This window comes from Bremerella volcania (assembly GCF_007748115.1).
Lineage (GTDB): Bacteria > Planctomycetota > Planctomycetia > Pirellulales > Pirellulaceae > Bremerella > Bremerella volcania.
The window spans coordinates 6,395,350-6,413,617 of the sequence record NZ_CP036289.1; the positions used below are offsets into that span (position 1 = coordinate 6,395,350).

Sequence of the window (18,268 nt, forward strand, 5' to 3'; positions counted from 1 at the left end):
ACCGAGGTAATAGCGCGAGTCAACGGAATTCTGCTAGCAGTTCGTTTCGGAACTCGACACATTGGGTTTGACCCACCCACAAATTTTTCGTACCTATGCCGCACGCGTGGCCGGACCTTTAGTTTTTCCTCCCTCATTTCGGCCAAAATCCTGGGAAAGTTTCGTCAGCGTGCTATCACGAACTGTCACAATTCGATTCGCGATGCTTGCGTTCGCTCTGCTTGGCCTGACCAGCGGTTGCCGAACGACCGATCCATCGGTGCAGCTGCTGGAGTCGGAGCTGCGTTACCTGGAAGACAAGGTTTATGCCTTGCAGGACGTCGTGCATCAGAAAGATTCCCAGATTGCGTCGGTCCGCCGCGAGAACGAGTCGCTACGCAAGCAGCTTGGTCTACCGGAAGGGACGAGCACCACGTCGACCGAACCAGAAACCTTGCCGACGCCGCACACCAGTGCGTCCCGTATTTCTTCCCGGCCTGACGGCGATTTGCTGACCAGCCCGGTGATTGAGCTGGGCGAGTCGAGCAGCCTGCCGGAACTGGAAAGCGTGGCCCCCGGCCCCGAGCTATTGGACGGGCCGCTGCTGCAGCAGTTTGATCCGGAGGCCGAAGTGGTGGTCGACCGGATCGTCACGCAGATGCAGCTCAATCCGAAGCTGACCGGCGGCTACGATGCCGACGACCAGCCAGGAGACGACGGCATTATGGTGGTGATCGAACCGCAGAACGAAGCGGGCCAGTACGTCGATTCGCCGGGGCCTGTTTCGGTGGTCCTGCTCGATCCGGCCTATACCGGCAAAGAGGCATTCGTCGGCCGCTGGGACTTCGATACGACCGACTCGGCCAAGTACCTCAAACGAACCTTGCTCGGTAAAGGGGTCCACCTGAAGCTCCCCTGGACCGAAGGGAAGCCAGAACATGAATCGCTGCAACTGCACGTCCGCTACTCGACGGAGCAGGGAGAGGTCCTGCAGCAAAAGAAAGACATCCAGGTCGATCTTCGCGGCAAAGACTCGGCCCGCTGGACCCCAGCCACAGTGCCGCTGCCGGCGGGGCGAACGGCGTCGCGTCCTGACTCTTCCAGCGACGACGTTCAAGACGAGCGGCCGGGGCTGTTCAAGAAGCCTCTCTGGCGACCTTTTCGATAGTCGCTCGTTTCTGGCAATCTCGTAATTGCACGGTTACAATCGCGGCCACACCTCGATGCCGGAAAGGGAGTGGCGATGTTACCGTACGAGAGAATCCTCCAATTCTATGCTTATGTCATGCCATTGATCGGAGCCACACAATTCGTTGTGCTTGGTGTCTGGCTTGGTCTAATGCTGCTTTCGCCAGCAACACTAGAAGGTCTTCACGAAGATCAGATCGCGAAATTAAGATCGTATCGGCGACGATATGTGCGTATTCTTTTCCGGTCGATCTTTGGATTGATCATCCTGTTGCCGATCGCCGGATTCTTTATATGGACCGCTTCGCGGCATATCACGTCGCCGGCAGGTAGCTATATCCTCTTAGGAATCCTTTATGGTCTTTGGTGGGGCTACCTGGTAGTAGGAACCCTGACCACAGCCTGGCAATGCCTGATCGAGCTTCAAGAAGGTAAGCAGTCTGAATAAAAAAGCGATGCCCCTTTGAGCATCGCTTTTGCGTTTTAAGTTGTCCGAATATCGCCTAAGCCGACTTGCGACGGGCTTTGCCTTCGAAGTTGGCTTCGATGCCGTAATACATCGCGATCGAGCTGACCACGTGGCGCTGCTCGGCGGCGGTTAGTTCTGGGAAGATGGGCAGGGCCAAAACTTCTTCGGCGGCCTTTTCCGTTTCCGGCAGGGGTGCCAGCTCTTCCTTCAGCGCGGCGAAGCACTGCTGTTGGTGCAGCGGAACCGGGTAGTAGATCTCGCTGCCGACCTTCAGTTCGGCCAGATGCTTGCGAAGCGAATCACGGCCGCCGCGTGGGACGCGAACGGTGTATTGATTCCAAACGTGATAGCTGCCTTCGGTTTCGGTCGGCAGGTTCAACACCAGGTCCAGACCGCATTGGCTGAACAGTTCGTGGTATCGCATGGCATTCTGGCGACGCATCTCGGTCCACTCGGCCATATGCTTCATTTTGACGTTGAGAGCCGCGGCCTGGAGCGTGTCCAAGCGGCTGTTGATGCCGACAACCTGGTGGTAGTAGCGGGGCTCCATGCCGTGCCCGCGAAGCAGCTTCAGCTTGGCGGCGAACTCTTCGTCGTTGGTGACCAGCATGCCGCCGTCCCCCATGCCACCGAGGTTCTTGGTCGGGTAGAAGCTGATGCAGCCAGCCAGGCTCATGCTGCCGGCCCGCTGACCTTTGTGCTCGGCCAGAATGGCTTGAGCGGCGTCTTCAATGACGGGAATGTCGTGCATCTGGGCGATCTTGTTGATTTCGGTCATGTCGGCGCATTGGCCGAACAGATGGACCGGAATGATCGCCTTGGTATTAGGCGTGATTTGTTCTTGCAGGCGAGTCGGGTCGATGTTGAACGAGGTGGGCTCGATGTCGACGAAGACCGGCTTCGCACCCAATCGCCAAACGCAGCTGGCAGTGGCAAAGAAGGTGAAGCTGGGAACGAGGACTTCATCGCCGGGACCGATATCCAGGGCCATGAGTGAGAGCAGCAAAGCGTCGCTCCCAGAAGCACAGCCGATGCCAAACTTGGCATGCGATGCGGCCGCACAGGTTTCTTCCAACTGGAAAACATCCGGACCAAACAGAAACCGGCCTGAGTCGAGAACCGACTCGAAAGCCGCCATGAATTCTTCTTTCAACGGTCCGTTACCACGGCCGATGTCCAGCAGTGGAACTTGCGAAACACCTGATGATTCCACGCCTTTGTTTGCTGTCGTCATCCCTGACTTCCTTGATGAATTCGTGCTTTTTTCCACGCCAATAAGTAGGCTTCCTGCCTGCTGACCCGTACGCGGTAAGCGAAAACGATAGGAGGATTGCCCCTAAGGGTCAAGGGCAAGCATTCTCACATCGTGAAATCGGATCGACTCCGGTAACATGCAACGTGATATCTCGGTTTTTGGGCCGCTGAAGAGTTATGCTAGCGTACCGCTTCGGGTGTCACAGACCTGATTGGCCTGCCAGAAGTGGCCTGATTCTGTGTCCAGGCAGGTAAGCCATCCTGTGCCACATGCCCACGTGTCAATCACTACGGAATGCCCCACATCCAGAGGCCAGCCTGACTTCTGCGAGGTATGACCGCAGATAACTTTCTTACCCGAAAAGTGCGGTCCGCGATTGATGAACTTGTCCCAATAGAGAGTCGCATTATCCTGCTCGTTGAGCGGGAGGTCGGGGCGGACATTACCATGCACGAAGATGTGGGAATCGTCCTCGAAGTAAGGTTGGCAGACCGATTCCAAAAAAAGCCAGTGTTGCTCGGAGACGTGTTCCAGATCGGATTGCTCGCCAGTGTCGGGAGCGTACGATTCGAGCGTCTCTTCGCCTCCATATCCCAACCACGAGTTGAAGGTACGGGAATCATCCCTCGCCGTGAGCATCATGATCTCGTGGTTCCCTCTCAGGCACACCACGTCGTATTGATCACGTAGCTCCAGGATGTACTGGATCACTCCACGAGAATTTGGCCCACGGTCGACGTAGTCTCCCAGGAATACAATACGATCGTCCGGCCGGAGCCCCACCTCATCCAGTAGACACTTCAGCGCGATCAAACATCCATGCACATCGCCAATAGCCAAAGTACGCAACGAAATTCCTTTGCCTCGATCCGTCCCAAAAAAGAAAGATGGCTACTACGATCGAAGGTAGTAGCCATCCGACGACGTTTCATCCCGTGTTTTCGCTTACTTCTGCAGAAACTCGATGCAGCAGGGATTGGGCACCGAGATCTGCGACGGCAGCGGCTTGAGCGTACCAATCTTCTGATCGATCTCAAAGATCACGATGTTATTGGTATCTTGATTGGCCGCCAGAAGAAACTTACCGTCGGGAGCAATCCGAAAGTGCCGTGGCGTTTTACCCATCGTGCTGTAGTGCCCAAGCAGGGTAACAAGCCCCGTATCCGCGTCGATTCGGTAAGCGGCGATGCTGTCGTGACCACGATTCGAGGCATACAGCCATCGTCCGTTCGGGTGAATGTAAATCTCGGCGGTCGTATTGTTCCCCTCGAAATCTTTCGGCAACGTGGCAGCACGCTGGAGATGTTCGCTCTCGCCCGTGTTGGGGTTGAATGCGAAGACATCCAAGGTCGAATTGAGTTCGTTCAGTACGTACACACGCTGACCTGGTGCACTCACGGCCAAATGACGCGGGCCTGAGCCAGGGGTGATTTCGAGACACGCCGGATCGTTCAACGTCAACTCGCCGGTTAATCCGCTGATCATTCGATAGATCATAACCTTATCGAGCCCTAAGTCGGCCGCCAACATGAGCGGACTACCAGGAACGTGATACATTCCGTGACCATGCGGTCCCTTCTGGCGAGCTTCGTTCACGCTCGAACCTTCGTGCTGGAAGAACGACGTCGCTGGGGCAAGTTGGCCATCCTCTCCGATCGGCAGCGTTGCGAACGAGCCCCCTCCGTAGTTGGAAACCATCAAGAATCCTTTTCCTGGTGAGATCTCGACATGGCAAGGCCCGCCACCGCCAGAGGCTTCCTGGTTAAGCAGCTCGAGAGTTCCATCCTCGTTAAAGGTGAACGCCGACACGGCACCGGAGCTTCCATCGCCAAAGTTGGCGACTTCGCCAACCGCATACAGATTCTTCCGATCGTTGCTGATTGCCAGAAACGACGGATTATCGATTTCATAGGCCAAAGTCGGCAGGCTCATTTGACCTGTCTGGGGGTCAAGCACGCTTCGATAGATTCCTTTGCTGTCTCCTCGGGTATAGGTGCCAATGTAGAACTCCAATCTGAGACCTTCATTGACGACCTTCCCAATCTCGATCACTTTCGATTTCTGTTGGGCTTGAACCAATTGCGTAGCCATTGCCACGCAGGCAAATGTTAGAGCGGTAAAGACGATGCGGCGAGTCAACATAGGGGATATCTCCGGTGTTGGGGTAAGGTCCTCCTATTGTACTTAGGCTGAAAACACAAATCACGTCGGTCTTACGGACCTGAGATTCCCCGTTTTGGCTTGTCCCAGTGGGATTGCTATGGGAAAATCGAGTATTCCCACGACCTTTTTCCCACCGCAAACCTATTGCTCATGATCCGTTTCGCCGCAATCGTCGCCACGCTCCTCTTGGCGTCCGCCAGCTACGCCGTACCTGCGCAGCGCGTGGATCCCTCGCAACCGGCTCTTCGCTGCCCGGAAGACCTTATCCTGAGCGAAGATGGCAAGTTTCTGCTGACCGCCAATCGCGGAACCGGAACGATCTCGATCGTTGATCGCGACCAAGGCAAGATTTCGTCGGAATGGCGTATCGGCCAATCGATCATTGACCTGCTCCCCCTTCCCGGGCAGCGACTACTGGCCCTCGATGGCAAGGCAAACGAAGCCATTTTGTTGAAACAAAATGGGGACGTGCTGGACATTCTCTCGCGCGTGACGCTCCCCTACTCGCCGGTGAAGTCGGACGTAAGCTCGGATGGCCAGCAGATCTGCGTGAGTTGCCTTTGGCCCAGAAAGCTCGTTTCGCTCAGCATCACCGGCGAACAACTTAAGCTTCAGCGGGAACTGATTCTGCCATTTGCCCCGCGCGTGGTGCTGTTTGTGCCCGATGGTCAATCGATCTTGGCGGCCGATAACTTCGGTGGGCGGCTGGCCATCGTCGATGCCAATACGTTCACCGTGCGGCATATCCGCGAATTTCCGGCGCACAACATTCGCGCGATGGCCCTTTCACCCGATGGAACCAAACTGCTGTTTGCCCATCAACTGCTCAACAGCCTGGCGGTCACCAACGAGAACGACATTCACTGGGGCCTGGTGATGAGCAACGAGCTGCGCTGGGTACCGCTCGATTTCGTCATGGACGTGGAAGCCGACTTCTACGGAAACGGTTTCATGCATCCCATCGGTGAGCCAGGCAAGGGGGGAGGAGACCCGACCGATATCGCAGTGATCGACGACCTGCAAGCCGTCGTTTCCATGGGAGGCACCGGCCAAGTTGGCATCGGCAAGTACGAAGCGTTCGGACTGTTTCGCGTCTCGGTCGAAGAGCACCCAACCGCCGTCGTCGTTTCGCCTGAGAAAGACGTCATTTACGTTGCCAATGGATTCGGCGATTCGATCTCGCTGGTCGACATCGACAAAGCTGAAACGATTGGCCGCATCTCGCTGGGAGCGGTGCGAGAGCCCAAGCTGGTCGAACAGGGAGAACGCCTGTTCCACAATGCCCGCCTGTCGATGGAAGGATGGATGTCTTGCCATAGCTGCCATACCGATGGGCATACCAACGGGCTCAGTAGCGACAACTTGAGTGATCGTTCGTATGGGGCGCCCAAGCGGATTCTTTCCCTGCTGGGCAAAGCCGATACGGCACCCTTCGGCTGGCTGGCAGTCAGCGACACGCTCGAACAGCAAGCCAAGAGTTCGGTCAAATCGACCATGCATGGACGTGCTCTTTCGGACCAACAGGCCTCGGCCTTAGCGGCTTACATGAAGAGCTTGCCGCTTCCGCCACCCATCGACGCACTGCAAGCCACACGCGACATGACTGCCGTCGCCCATGGCCGGCAGATCTTCCTGCGTAACAACTGCATCAAGTGCCACGCTCCGCCACTATATACTTCGCCGGAAGTTTACGACGTGGGGATGCACGACAAGGAATTCAACCGCGAGTTCAATCCGCCGTCTCTTCGCGGGATCGGGCATCGCGATACGTTCTTTCACGACGCCCGAGCGACCTCGCTGCGAGACGTGTTCGAGGTCCACGGGCATCAGCTGGCGGTCGAGTTGACCGATCAGCAGTTGGACGACTTGATTCAGTTTCTACGCAGCCTTTAAGACTTGCGCGTTTATTTGGCCTTCAGTACCTCGGTCTTAAGCCATCCCGTCGCCAGATCTGGCCAATGGGTGACGGGCTTCTCGGTCGGTCGCAGGCCATAGCCGTGGCCGCCTGAGGTGAAGACGTGCAACTCGGCCGGGATGTTCAATCGCTTGAGCCCCAAGTAGTAGGCGACGCTGCCGGTCGAGGAAATCCGGTCATCGCTGGTATGAACGAGGAACGCCGGTGGAGTGTTTTCATCGACCGACGTTTCCGGCGTCAGCTCGGTATCGGCGTCCTTCTTATTCAGATACGCCGGATAGATGAGAAACGTAAAGTCAGGCCGAGCACTCAGCTTGTCGGCGTCATCGATTGGCTCATAGGCGGAGTCTTCCGCGTTGGAAGTCACGGCTGCCAGGTTCCCGCCGGCCGAGAACCCTAGGATGCCAACCTTCTGCGGATCGATCTTCCAGGCTTCGGCATTGGCTCGCGTTACACGAATCGCGCGTTGAGCGTCACTCAGGGGGTTCGCGTAGACTTCACCTTCCTTGGCTCGAGGAACACGGTAGTGCAGAACGACCCCGGTCACGCCAATCTTGTTCAACCACTGGGCAACCTCGACCCCTTCCAGGTCGTAGGCCAGGATGTTGTAACCACCACCCGGGCAAATGACCACGGCCGCACCGGTGTCTATTTCGGCATCTGGCTTATAGACGGTGATCTTCGGCTTAGTGACCTTCGTCACGCGGTTTCCGATTCGATCGTCGATTTCGTCGACGATCTCTTCCTTCTCGCCGGCAGCCAGCCCAGGCACTTTGCCCTCGGGCCACAAGTCCACCGCAACCGGTTGGGCAGCAAACGAAGTAGAAACCATCGCGAGTAGAACGAGTGCAGAGAGTAGTCGTATGTGAGTCATGGTGGGTGGTTCAATCAGAGTGCAAGAAATGAGAAAGGGCAGGATCGACCTTTGAGGTTAGCCTGCCCACGGAACGATTGCAATCTTGGACTAGGAACTGGTTAGTTCCAGGTCGAAGTGATTTTCTCCTGATTTGACGGTTCGGATGAGTTCCGACTCTTCGTTGTACTTCTTGGGTACCTTCTCAGGCATTCCGGGATCTTCTACCCGACCGTTATCGCCGATTACTCTCTCTCGGAATGTGGTCACGCGGACTTCGTGTTCCCCCAGCAGGGCCCCCTTGGCCCCGGCGGCGAATTCGATCGTGAAGTGACCATTTTCATCGGTAATCCCTTCCGCAGTGCGTCCCCCTTCGACAGGACGAAACGAAACCACCGCACCAGGTAAAGGATCGCCGTCGAGCATCACCGATCCTTCGACCGTTCCCAGCTGCGGACCGGATGAACTGCATCCGATCAAGCAGCAAAAAAGCATCCACATCAGTAACATACGAACAAGCATGAGGACCTCACGTTGAGTAGCAAAAGAAGATGGGCAACCAACTCAGGCTTAGTATTCTCCGATCGGATTGCCGTCGTCTTTGCAGATGAGGTACTCGTATACGCTGTCAACGGCGCTGTCGGTATCGTGGTCGATCGTTTCCGGTAAGAAATGCACCGAGCCGTCGACAAACAGAAACTGAGCGCCCCCGGGATGATTGCTACTGAAGCCGCGATCACAATCTTGCGAGTTGGTGCAATTGATCGGCCAGCGACCGCCGGCGGTAATGTAGGAATGTCCCTGGCGGCTATGGTTGGCGGTGTCGCCGTTGGCCACCAGCTGCGTTCCGGCCCGCAGCGTCCGATTGGCCAGCTTGTAGGCGCGCTCGCCAATGGCAATTGTATTGCTGGTTCCATCGATCATGTCGGCGAAGGTGAATACTCGCCGCTTGGTATCCTTGGCCATGAAACCATTCCAGTTGTCTCGATCGAGCGTGTTGCTGTCGTTCGCGCCCACGTAATTGGCCAAAGCGATCGCATCGCAGCCGCTTCCAGTACAATCGGCACTACTGTCTCCACTGCCTGAGGGCACCTTGCGCTCCGTGTTTTGATCAGGGCCACTGGCCGATGGACAACGATATCCATCGAAGCCTTCTTTCGCGGCCGCGAGCCGGGTAGCGTCCCCCAGCGAGACTTCCCCAGGCAGAATGCCCACCTGAAGAAGATCGTAAAGATTGTCCTGCTCGACCTGTGGCAACAAAAACGCGGTCCATGTCCAGGTACCACATTTACCTTCGGGACAACTGCTTACGGCCAAGCGAGCCTGATCCAGCATCATGGCACTGGGGAACTTCCCATAGACGTCGTGATAGTTGTGAACGGCAATGCCGATCTGCTTCAAGTTATTGGAGCACTGCATCCGCCGAGCAGCCTCCCGGGCCTGTTGAACCGCAGGCAAAAGCAAAGCGATTAAGACGCCAATAATGGCGATCACAACCAATAACTCAACGAGGGTGAAACCCTTTAGGTGTCGCATGGTGGTCTCCGAACAAGAATAGATAGGATGAGTAGAGAGAGGCGACAAAAAGCTCAAGCCACATGAAAGGCTTGTCATCTATCCCCCTATCGTAGCGACTCTCCGGGACAGAAAAACATTTTTTTAGAAATTTCCCATATTTTCGTGAGTCCAAGGGAATTTTCGGCATCAGCCTGATCGATGGGATCTAATACCAAGAGAGCGACGCGGCTAGCACGTGCGAAGAGCCCAAGAGGCACACAGTTTGCACTTTGAATAGAGCAGTGCTCAGCTTTGCCAAACGAACGGACCAAGCCGCTTTGTAGCGTAAGCTTCAAAGCTTGGTGAAGATCGTAACAATCTTCTCCATTTCGTCTTGCTAAGTCAGGCCCAAATAAGCGTTAATACGCTACGCACGATCAACTTATTCTCTGCATCAGGAACCCAAACCATGGGTCAAAAAGCCGTTGTTGTCGTCTCGCTTGACGACCAGCTGGCTGGCGGAATGTATCTTTTGCGAGGCATCGTCGATGCCCTCGAAGCGGACACGCTCCCCAACTTACAGCTCCTTCCAACCACGCCAATCGGGGCCGTCAACAAGACGCAAACGGAGGGAATACAAGGACTTATGTTCTTAGGAACGACCATCGCCAAACGCCCCGTGGAAGTGGGCCGTCTGACCGATATCGATCTCTGGAATCCGCTGGAATACAAGCACGACCTGCTCAGTTCGTGGCATCGCAAGATGACCAAAGCCAAGAAGGAAGGACAGATTCCGACCTTGGCTCGCGCTTTGTTCCTCCACCACGAAGAAGCCATCCAGGCCGATCAATTGGCGGCAACAATCCTGCCAATGGTTCGACGAGTTGCTCTTTGGACGCGGTTCTGGAACAAGCAACAGGTCAAAACGAAGGCCTCTGCTTAGTTCGCGAGTGAGGCGAAAAGCCAACGGCGATGGTGATTTAGTTCACCCGCCGCACATGCCGCACGGCTTTCCATCTTCCGCGCCGCAATATTTTCCACGGCTCGTTTTGCCGTAGTGCTCGCATGTCTCGTTGTGCCGCACGCCGCTGGAAGTGTTCAGCCAGTAGCCGGTGGGCTGCATCGGTTTGGCGGCGGTTTCGGAATCTTTCATCTCTTGCTGACGTTTCTCTGCTAAACGATATCGCCAGGGAGGCAACGGACTTACATCCCGCCACAGTCCTGCCTTCTCGGCCTCGGCCCTCTTTTGTGCTTGGGCCAGATAAGCGTCACCACTAAAGTGACGGTAGTGCCAGGCCATTCCGCTGACGAGCTGGTCGTAGTTCAACCAGCGCTCGTTCAAGTAAATATGGCCAAGAATTCTTCCGTACTGATCCGGCTTTTCGTAGGCGACGATGACATCCTTGCCGTAAGCCGCATCGTTGAGCGCCTGTCGGCTCTTGGTTCCGAAGGCCTGTCCGCGTTCTGGTGCGTCGATTCCTTCTAAGCGAATCCGATGCTGTTTCTCATCAGCGTCCAGCAGACCAATCGTGTCGCCATCGGCCACGTAGATGACCTTGCCGCGAAGAATCTTCACCGGATGCGCGATAATCCAGCTTTGATCCGCCGCGGAAACTTGTGCCTGGGGAATGAGCAACATTTGCCCGCTTTCCGCCCAAAGCGCGATACGATCGCCGTCGAGATAGGCCAGGCGCGATTTTGTCAGAAGTTTTCCGCTGGCGTCATGCCACTGGCGAAATGAGTCGACCAGTGGCGGATCAGGCTGGGCTTGAGCCCAAAGCGGCGACGCTGGCAGCATTGCCAGCACCGCCCAAACGACTACCAATCGGCACGAGTGCAACACACTTACAGGAACGCTGGCCATTACTTACTCAGCCAGGCATTGGCTGCGTTTTGGAAATCTTTCCGCAGGTCGCTTCCGTCGCTGTTGCCGAGATTGGAACGCTGAACGAGAAGCAGATAGACGCGGCCAGTCTTGGGATCGCCCCAGCTTTGGGTACCGAAAGCGCCACCATGCCCGAACGTGCCAGGGCTTAACGCTTCGGTCACTCCTTGAGGTTCACGCACCACGCAGTAACCAAGTCCCCAGCGATTGCCAGGCGTGAAGCCTGTCACAATGTCATCAGGCGTTTGGGCCTTGGTCAGCTCGGTGACCGAATCGCGCGACAAAATCTTCGTGTCCCCGAGAAAGCCCCCGTTGAGCATCATCTGGTAAAAGCGAAACAGATCGCTGGCAGTCGAGTAAAGTCCCGCGCTGGGGTTAGGGTAGGGGTCCGTCTTAACGTTCCCAATCCAACTGGTACTCGGCTTCAACTCGCCGCTATCTTTATCCAGCGCGTAAAGCGTGGCGATGCGCGACTTCTGCTGGTCGGTTGGGGCAAACGTCGTGTCGTTCATATGTAGAGGCGTGAAGATCTTCTCTTGCAGGTATTCTCCGTAGGGCTTGCCGGAAGCGACTTCAATCACGCGGCCGACGACATTCAGCCCGGGGCTGTACTGCCACTTGGTACCCGGCAGGCTATGCAGAGGACGCTCGGCCAGGATCTTGCCCTGGTTTTCCAGCGACCTGACGACGCGTTGATCGCCCCCCAAGCCCGAGGTGTGCGTCAACACTTGACGCAATGTGATCGGCTTCTCCAGCTTCTTCCCATCGAGTTTGACGTCGGCGAACTCAGGGATGTACTTGGAAACGGGATCGTCGAGATTCACCTTCCCCTCTTCCACCAGAATCATCAACGCGGTAGCCGTGATCGGCTTGGTCATCGAAGCAATCGCAAACATGGCGTCCCGCGTCATCGGCTTGTTCGATTCGATATCGGCTTTGCCGATGGCGCTCAAATGGACCAGTTTGCCGTCTTCCGAGACCAAGGTAACGGCCCCAGCCACCACGTTCTTATCGACCAGCTTGGCCACGGCCTGATCGACCTGGTCAATGACGGGGACTTTTCGGCCGGTATCCTCGGCCAGGATCGGCATGGCCATGGCCGCCAGAAGTAGAACAGCGGTCCAACTGCGCCAAAGTGTCCAAGGAGAGGTTCGCATCGCGATGGGCTTTCGAAAGGTGAACGTAGGGGCGGAAGAAGCTGGCAGCGTACCGCAAACCACACCGCTGTCAAGCATTTTTGCCCCTCGGTTGGGGTCGGTGGTTTCCGCGAATTCGCCATGAAGTGTTGATGAATGCGTTGAGCAAACCGAGTTACTCTGACTAGAATGACGGTCGCTTTAATGATTGTTGATGTCATCCAGGAATGTCATGCGGAAGTTCGGCAGTTACACCCTGATTGCCACCTATTTGGTGGTGCAGCTTTTTGGTCAGGTAATCCATGCCTGGTCGGGCTGTGAGTACGCGCACCTGCCGGGTCATTTCCATGGGCCCGTCGCGGCTGCTGAAGATCATGGCCATCACCACCATGATCACGGACATCATCATGGTCACGCCCATGTTGAACCTGTTTCGCATGAAGTGCCCGGCTGGCACACCGGCGAACACTCGCATGGCGTCGTCATTGACGGCTGTTTGCTTTGCCAACATCTGGCCCTGGGTCAAATGGCTCAGACGCCCCTTGTTGCCACGGTCGATCGCGTGGTTCTCCGCGAGATTGTCCCGCAATCGACTCGCCTGATCACGGCGAAATGTTTGGGTCCTCATTCTCCTCGGGCACCCCCGGTCGCGTAACTTTCTGCCACGGCGCATCGCTCGTGCGCCGACGATGAATTCCACTGCCTCAAGAGTTGAGGACAGAGGTCCAGGGTCTGCGGCACCATCGCCCCGGTTCCCCTTCACGATCCACTTTCATCCGCCCAGGCTCCGCGCGACTCGCGAAGCCGGCATCGTTACGTTTACCAGGTTTCATAAAGTCCCCCGGACACACTCGGTGTGTTTTGGGCTGCCCATATCCATAGAGAACTTGAGAAATGACCCTACGCAAAGGTTTTACGCTCGTCGAGCTTCTGGTTGTGATCGCCATCATCGGAGTGCTGATCGCTCTGCTTTTACCTGCCGTGCAACAGGCTCGCGAAGCGGCTCGCCGGACTTCCTGCTTCAACAATCTGAAGCAAGTCGGCCTGGCCATGCACAACTATCACGACACTTTCGGCAGTTTCCCTAGCGGCTACATCGCCACCAGTTCCGACACCAAAACGCCTCTGGCCGAGGGCCAACCCGGCTGGGGCTGGGCTTCGCTGATTCTGCCGCAGATGGAGCAAGGCAACATCGCCGACAGCCTGATCGACTATCGCCTAAGCATCACCCATGGCAGCAACCAACAGGCCCGCGAAACAATCATTCTACCGTATGCTTGTCCCAGTGATCGTTCGCCGGAGATTTTCGAGTTGCACGATGAGAGTGAGAATCCACTCACTTATTTGGCTTCGGCGAACTACGTTGGCTGCTTCGGTACGGTCGAACTGCATGACTGCGAAGGCCTGCCGGCCGGCCAGCGCTGCGACGGCGACGGTATGCTCGGCCACAATGCCAAGCGGGCCATGCGTGACGTGACCGATGGTACCAGCCATACGCTGATGGTCGGCGAACGAGCCACCTCGATCGGTGGAACGGATGAGCTTCTGTACAGTACGTGGGTCGGTTCGGTCAGTGGCGGCGAAGAAGCAATTGCCCGCATCCTGGGCATCGCCGATCACGCCCCCAACAGCCAATACGACGAAGAACACGACCATGATCACGACGGGGACGACGATCATGACCATGGAGAACATCACCTCGACGACTTCGGCAGCCGCCACCCAGCCGGAACGAATTTCGTCTTCGCCGACGGCTCGGCCCACCTGATCACCGAAACGATCGACCTGGGCGTGTATCAAGCCTTGGCGACACGTAGCGGTGGTGAAGTGGTTTCTGGGGATGCTTATTAAGCGTCGGCAGGGGTCGCGGGTCGGACACCTGGTACCCGCTTCACGATTCAGGCAGTCATTACAATCGAACGAAACCAAAGATCATAGCCCAGGGTGTCCTCCCTGGGCTTTTTGTTGGAAGCCTTCGTTCTGAATGGGGTACCCGAGGCTTCATTTACGTGACCCACGCTTTGACGTACCACAGACACACGAAGTGCAAATACTGATCAAACCCCACCGTCGCGAAGAATGCGTGCATGTTTTGTTTCTGGTAGAAGTACGAGGTGACGCGGCTGGTGCAGAAGTCGACGACAAAGTGCAGCACGCCGTTGATCAGCGCGAACTGGATGCCTGGCACCAGCCCCAGCATCGGTATGCAGGCCACGCCGAGTACGGCCGTGTAGACGCCCACGTGGGATGAAAGGGCGAGGAGGTTCTTGCTCTTGTTCTCGGCCATCCACCGGCTTTGACAGAGGAAGTCGGCGACCCAGTGGATCAGCATGATGTACGGCATGTTTTTGCAAGCCCTGTGGTCAGTCGAGCCCGAGCAGGGGCTCTTCTTCTTGAATGATTGGGCCGCGTGGTCCCAAGTACTGAAAGCTTGGTGGTTGATGGTTGTCCTTGATGATCTTTTGTTCCAGAGGCCCCTGCTCCACCACTTGCTCCACCACTTGCTTCACCGGGAGGACCATCCGCTGGGGATCGTGCCACCAGTGGGGCAAGGCCGAGGCTGCCTGCCCCTGGCGGTAGATCATCACGCTCACGCGGTTGTCGTGTGGCGAATTGCTTCCGCTCAAGCGTCCTGTTCGTTCCGGCTGTTCGGCCGAAAGGGGAACCGGCAGCAGCAAGCTACAAAGCCACAACGCGAATCCAATCCGTCCAGTCATCTCCGTTCTCCTGGGAAGTGCTCCACCTGGAACCTGCCATGACGATCAACTTACCTTGCCAGGGAGATCGGAGGCAACGCGAGTTTTTATCGGCCTCATTTGCCAAGTGCGTACTCTCGCAGTAGTCCACATTCCGGGCAGCGGAACGTCGTCACTCGCATGGCATGCGCATAACCGCCAAACGCCAAGGAGGCCAGGCTGGAAAACGCTGCTGGACCTTTCATCCAGCGAGACTGGATCACGACGGATGAGTGAAGAAACTCCGGCACCAACCCTTTTTCCATCAACACGTCACAGTCAGGACACTTGACATCCACGTTTGGTTCTCCTTTCGCGCTCGCAATCTTACCGCCGATCGCCTATCCTCAAGGGACATTCCTCTCGAACGGCATCCCACCTAAAGGCCACCGACTCATGAAATACTTCGCCACCCTGGCCCCAATCCTAGTGGTATTCGCGGCGCATTTCGCCTGGGCCGAAGAAGCCCCCAAGCAAAATCGACTGCGGCTGGAAACCTCGGCCTATTTGCAGATGCATGCCGACAACCCGATCGATTGGTATCCCTGGGGTGACGAGGCGCTGGCTAAAGCCAAGGCCGAGCAGAAGCCCATCTTTCTGTCGATCGGCTACGCCAGTTGCCACTGGTGCCACGTGATGGAAGAGGAGAGCTTCTCTAACTCCAAGATCGCCGAGTTCCTCAACAAGCACTTCGTCTGCATCAAGGTCGACCGCGAGGAACGCCCTGACGTCGATTCGGTGTACATGCTTGCCACGCAGATCATGACCAACAGCGGCGGCTGGCCGTTGAACGTCTTTCTGACGCCGGATGCCAAGCCTTTTATCGGCACGACCTATCTACCGGCGGAAGATCGCGAAGTCCCACTTGCCGACGGTCAGACGGTCGGCGTGCAGCCAGGCTTTCTGACCCTGGCCAAGCGTGTCGCGATTGCCTGGAAAGAGCAGCAGCCGCAACTCGAAGAAGTGGGAGACAACGTCACCCGGGCCCTGAAACAAGTTCTTGGCCGTCCCCTGTTGCCGCCTGAGCTCGCCGATCGCGACAGCATCTTCCGCACGTTCGACCGGACGCTGGAAAAGGAATTCGATCCACGCTTCGGCGGCTTCGAGTTCGAGGAGGGGAACGACCGCGTTCCCAAGTTCCCGCAGCCTTCGTACCTGGTTTATCTGCTGAAGCGAAACGACGCCGGCGACGCCAACGCCGGAAACATGCTGGAGCTGACGCTCGAGAAGATGGCCCACGGCGGCATTTACGACCAGGTTGGCGGCGGCTTCCATCGCTATAGCACCGACCGGCACTGGAAGATCCCGCACTTCGAGAAGATGCTGTACGACAACGCCCAACTGCTTTCCATCTATGCCCAAGCCTCGAAGTCGCTCGACAAGCCGGAGTTCGCCGACGTTGCCCGGGGGATCGCCGACTTTGTGATCCGCGACATGGCGGGACCGGAAGGACAGTTCTATAGCGCCGTCGATGCCGATTCGGACGGCGAAGAAGGGGCCTACTACCGTTTCACGCCGGAAGAACTTCAAGAGAAACTCTCGGCCGATCAACTGCGTCTGGCCGAACAGGCCTTCGGCATGACCGGCGAGCCCAACTTCGAGAAAGCGTATTACATTCCCCAGTTCTACGGCGCCCCGGAAGCTGAGAAGCTGGCCGAATTGAAAGAGGCGCTCCTGGCCATACGCAACGAGCGAACCAAGCCGTTTCTCGATAAGAAGGTAATCACTGGCTGGAATGGGCAAATGATCCGCGGCCTGGCCGATGCCGGGCGAATCCTGGATGAGCCTCGTTACCTTGAAGCCGCTTCCCAGGCAGCCGACTATTTATTGAAATCGGCCGCCGCTAACGATGGTCGCCTCCGCCGTACGTCCGAAAAGAGGGAAAATCATCCTCCGGCCTACGTCGATGATTATGCCATGCTGATCGATGGTCTTCTCGCTTTGCACGAGGCGACCGACAATCAGCGTTGGCTCGATGAAGCGGTCAAGCTGCAAGGCATGCAGCAGAAGCACTACGGGGACGAGGCGTTCGGCGGGTTCTACTTCACCCCGAACGATAACTCGAACCTGATCGTCCGCGGCAAGCTATACACCGATGGCGCTCTGCCCAGCGGAAATGCCGTTTCGGTCAGCAATCTGAAGAAGCTCGCCAAGCTGGTCCCTGATCAGGCCGAGCAGTACAACACGTTGGCGCAAAAGACGATTGAGTCGAGTTCGACGCTCTTGAACGATCACCCCAACAGCACGTCGCGCATGGCGGCAGAGTTAGTGGAACCATAGGCATTCGAAAGGAGCCTGCGGTCACTCTAAAACCAGCCAGAGAGTTGAATGATCAACGTCGGCAGGTCCCATATCAACATCGCGGCTACCCCGAGCCAGTGCAGCCAGTCTCGGCGATCGTGGGTAGTCGCCCGGTCCCACGCGGTTAGAGCAAGGACCGTGAATATTCCTAGCAAGTTGAACGTCAGGTTGGCATACGAGTAGATAGCGCTAAATAAATACCATTGGTTTTCCAACAGCAAGTTGCCGAAAAGCAAGATCGTCAGCAAGTTTTGCAGAACCGGGGCTACTAGCGCCAACCGCCAAGCAGGCCTCACCGGCAGCAAGATTCCTGCTAAAAGAAAGCCGATCAAAAAGACCGCATGCTGCCCCAGGAAGAACAACATGACACCGTGCTGGTCGATCGACACCGTGAAGTCGTCCGAAGTAATGACCGCCCATCGCAAGAGGTGAGCGGTTGATTGAATGACGAACGTCACCCCCATCAAACAAAGCAGCCAATGCCCTGGCTGGAAATCGATGGGCTGTTTCAGAAAGTAGCGGCGACTAAACGAGAACAGGGCCGTTCCACCCAGGACGAAGATGATCAGCGTCGGAACCATCATCGCGAATTGGAACATCGGCATCTGCGACTGTGACATCTGAAACCAGAATCCACACGTAACCGCGGCGACCGTCACGCCAACCATTATGTCAAGTAGCGTCAATTGCGACTGGGCAGCTGGAAGCGACGCCTCTTCGACTGACGCGAAGTCATGGTCTTCATCCAAAGACATGCTCGTTCTCCCTGAGTGTCATGAACGCATGTGGCGAGTCCTTCGATCACTTGCCAGCAGTTCCAGCATGCCTGACTCTATGCGCAAAATCCAGTGTCCGATGCAAAATGTGCTGCGGTGGGAAAAGGTGCCCGGTC

19 protein-coding genes are annotated in these 18,268 nt (G+C 56.6%); 6 read left to right on the plus strand and 13 right to left on the minus strand.

Translation table 11 applies throughout. The features are described from left to right. The first annotated feature begins 202 nt into the window (after window positions 1–202). Entirely contained in the window at window positions 203–1,147 is a 945-nt protein-coding gene (locus tag Pan97_RS25665; RefSeq protein WP_144977840.1) for a hypothetical protein, read from the plus strand. A gap of 249 nt (window positions 1,148–1,396) precedes the next feature. Further along, window positions 1,397–1,615: a hypothetical protein gene (locus Pan97_RS25670; protein WP_144977842.1), complete on the plus strand. Its 219-nt coding sequence runs from the start codon at window positions 1,397–1,399 to the stop codon at window positions 1,613–1,615. Window positions 1,616–1,670: 55 nt separating this feature from the next. On the opposite strand, the gene Pan97_RS25675 is transcribed toward Pan97_RS25670, so the two are convergent. The 3 genes from Pan97_RS25675 to Pan97_RS25685 form a co-directional block, all read right to left on the minus strand. Beyond that, a complete protein-coding gene (locus Pan97_RS25675; protein WP_144977844.1) occupies window positions 1,671–2,870 on the minus strand; it encodes a DegT/DnrJ/EryC1/StrS family aminotransferase in 1,200 nt (399 codons plus the stop codon). A 195-nt stretch (window positions 2,871–3,065) separates the two neighbouring features. Next, a complete protein-coding gene (locus tag Pan97_RS25680) occupies window positions 3,066–3,740 on the minus strand; it encodes a metallophosphoesterase family protein (protein WP_144977846.1) in 675 nt (224 codons plus the stop codon). Between the two features lie 96 nt (window positions 3,741–3,836). Beyond that, window positions 3,837–5,033, minus strand: a complete 1,197-nt coding sequence (locus tag Pan97_RS25685) for a lactonase family protein (protein WP_144977848.1) — start codon at window positions 5,031–5,033, stop codon at window positions 3,837–3,839. A 171-nt stretch (window positions 5,034–5,204) separates the two neighbouring features. Between Pan97_RS25685 and Pan97_RS25690 the strand changes: the two genes are divergently transcribed. Beyond that, entirely contained in the window at window positions 5,205–6,947 is a 1,743-nt protein-coding gene (locus Pan97_RS25690) for a cytochrome c peroxidase (RefSeq protein ID WP_144977850.1), read from the plus strand. Window positions 6,948–6,958: 11 nt separating this feature from the next. Here Pan97_RS25690 and Pan97_RS25695 read toward each other — a convergent pair whose 3' ends face one another. From Pan97_RS25695 to Pan97_RS25705, 3 genes are all read right to left on the minus strand, one after another. Next, entirely contained in the window at window positions 6,959–7,843 is an 885-nt protein-coding gene (locus Pan97_RS25695) for an alpha/beta hydrolase (protein ID WP_144977852.1), read from the minus strand. Between the two features lie 90 nt (window positions 7,844–7,933). Further along, window positions 7,934–8,344, minus strand: coding sequence for a carboxypeptidase-like regulatory domain-containing protein (locus tag Pan97_RS25700; protein WP_196782221.1), 411 nt, complete (start codon window positions 8,342–8,344; stop codon window positions 7,934–7,936). Window positions 8,345–8,392: 48 nt separating this feature from the next. After that, complete coding sequence (locus Pan97_RS25705) at window positions 8,393–9,358, minus strand: DUF1559 domain-containing protein (protein WP_144977855.1); 966 nt, start codon at window positions 9,356–9,358, stop codon at window positions 8,393–8,395. Window positions 9,359–9,788: 430 nt separating this feature from the next. On the opposite strand from Pan97_RS25705, the gene Pan97_RS25710 reads away from it, so the two are divergent. Continuing rightward, on the plus strand, window positions 9,789–10,262 hold the full coding sequence (locus tag Pan97_RS25710; RefSeq protein WP_144977857.1) for a hypothetical protein: 474 nt from the start codon (window positions 9,789–9,791) through the stop codon (window positions 10,260–10,262). A 42-nt stretch (window positions 10,263–10,304) separates the two neighbouring features. Here the strand turns inward: Pan97_RS25710 and Pan97_RS25715 are convergent, their stop codons facing one another. The 3 genes from Pan97_RS25715 to Pan97_RS25725 all read right to left on the minus strand — a co-directional run bounded on the left by Pan97_RS25715 (window position 10,305) and on the right by Pan97_RS25725 (window position 12,968). Continuing rightward, entirely contained in the window at window positions 10,305–11,183 is an 879-nt protein-coding gene (locus Pan97_RS25715) for a thermonuclease family protein (protein ID WP_144977859.1), read from the minus strand. Continuing rightward, entirely contained in the window at window positions 11,183–12,439 is a 1,257-nt protein-coding gene (locus Pan97_RS25720) for a serine hydrolase domain-containing protein (protein WP_144977861.1), read from the minus strand. The genes Pan97_RS25715 and Pan97_RS25720 overlap by 1 nt, the downstream gene beginning before the upstream one ends. A gap of 118 nt (window positions 12,440–12,557) precedes the next feature. Further along, the gene (locus tag Pan97_RS25725) at window positions 12,558–12,968 is read right to left on the minus strand and encodes a hypothetical protein (RefSeq protein ID WP_144977863.1); all 411 of its coding nucleotides are present in this window, start codon (window positions 12,966–12,968) and stop codon (window positions 12,558–12,560) included. 266 nt (window positions 12,969–13,234) lie between these two features. Between Pan97_RS25725 and Pan97_RS25730 the strand changes: the two genes are divergently transcribed. Beyond that, complete coding sequence (locus tag Pan97_RS25730; protein WP_144977865.1) at window positions 13,235–14,191, plus strand: DUF1559 domain-containing protein; 957 nt, start codon at window positions 13,235–13,237, stop codon at window positions 14,189–14,191. Between the two features lie 154 nt (window positions 14,192–14,345). Here the strand turns inward: Pan97_RS25730 and Pan97_RS25735 are convergent, their stop codons facing one another. The 3 genes from Pan97_RS25735 to Pan97_RS25745 form a co-directional block, all read right to left on the minus strand. Continuing rightward, complete coding sequence (locus tag Pan97_RS25735) at window positions 14,346–14,684, minus strand: DUF3307 domain-containing protein (protein ID WP_144977867.1); 339 nt, start codon at window positions 14,682–14,684, stop codon at window positions 14,346–14,348. Between the two features lie 19 nt (window positions 14,685–14,703). Beyond that, window positions 14,704–15,057, minus strand: coding sequence for a hypothetical protein (locus Pan97_RS25740; protein WP_144977869.1), 354 nt, complete (start codon window positions 15,055–15,057; stop codon window positions 14,704–14,706). A 95-nt stretch (window positions 15,058–15,152) separates the two neighbouring features. Next, window positions 15,153–15,374 carry a hypothetical protein gene (locus Pan97_RS25745; RefSeq protein ID WP_144977871.1) on the minus strand — a complete coding sequence of 74 codons (222 nt, stop codon included), beginning with the start codon at window positions 15,372–15,374 and terminating at the stop codon, window positions 15,153–15,155. 97 nt (window positions 15,375–15,471) lie between these two features. Between Pan97_RS25745 and Pan97_RS25750 the strand changes: the two genes are divergently transcribed. Then, window positions 15,472–17,355 (plus strand): thioredoxin domain-containing protein, encoded by a 1,884-nt coding sequence (locus Pan97_RS25750; RefSeq protein ID WP_144977873.1) that lies wholly within the window; start codon window positions 15,472–15,474, stop codon window positions 17,353–17,355. A 26-nt stretch (window positions 17,356–17,381) separates the two neighbouring features. On the opposite strand, the gene Pan97_RS25755 is transcribed toward Pan97_RS25750, so the two are convergent. Beyond that, window positions 17,382–18,131: a hypothetical protein gene (locus tag Pan97_RS25755; RefSeq protein WP_144977875.1), complete on the minus strand. Its 750-nt coding sequence runs from the start codon at window positions 18,129–18,131 to the stop codon at window positions 17,382–17,384. Window positions 18,132–18,268 lie beyond the last annotated feature (137 nt).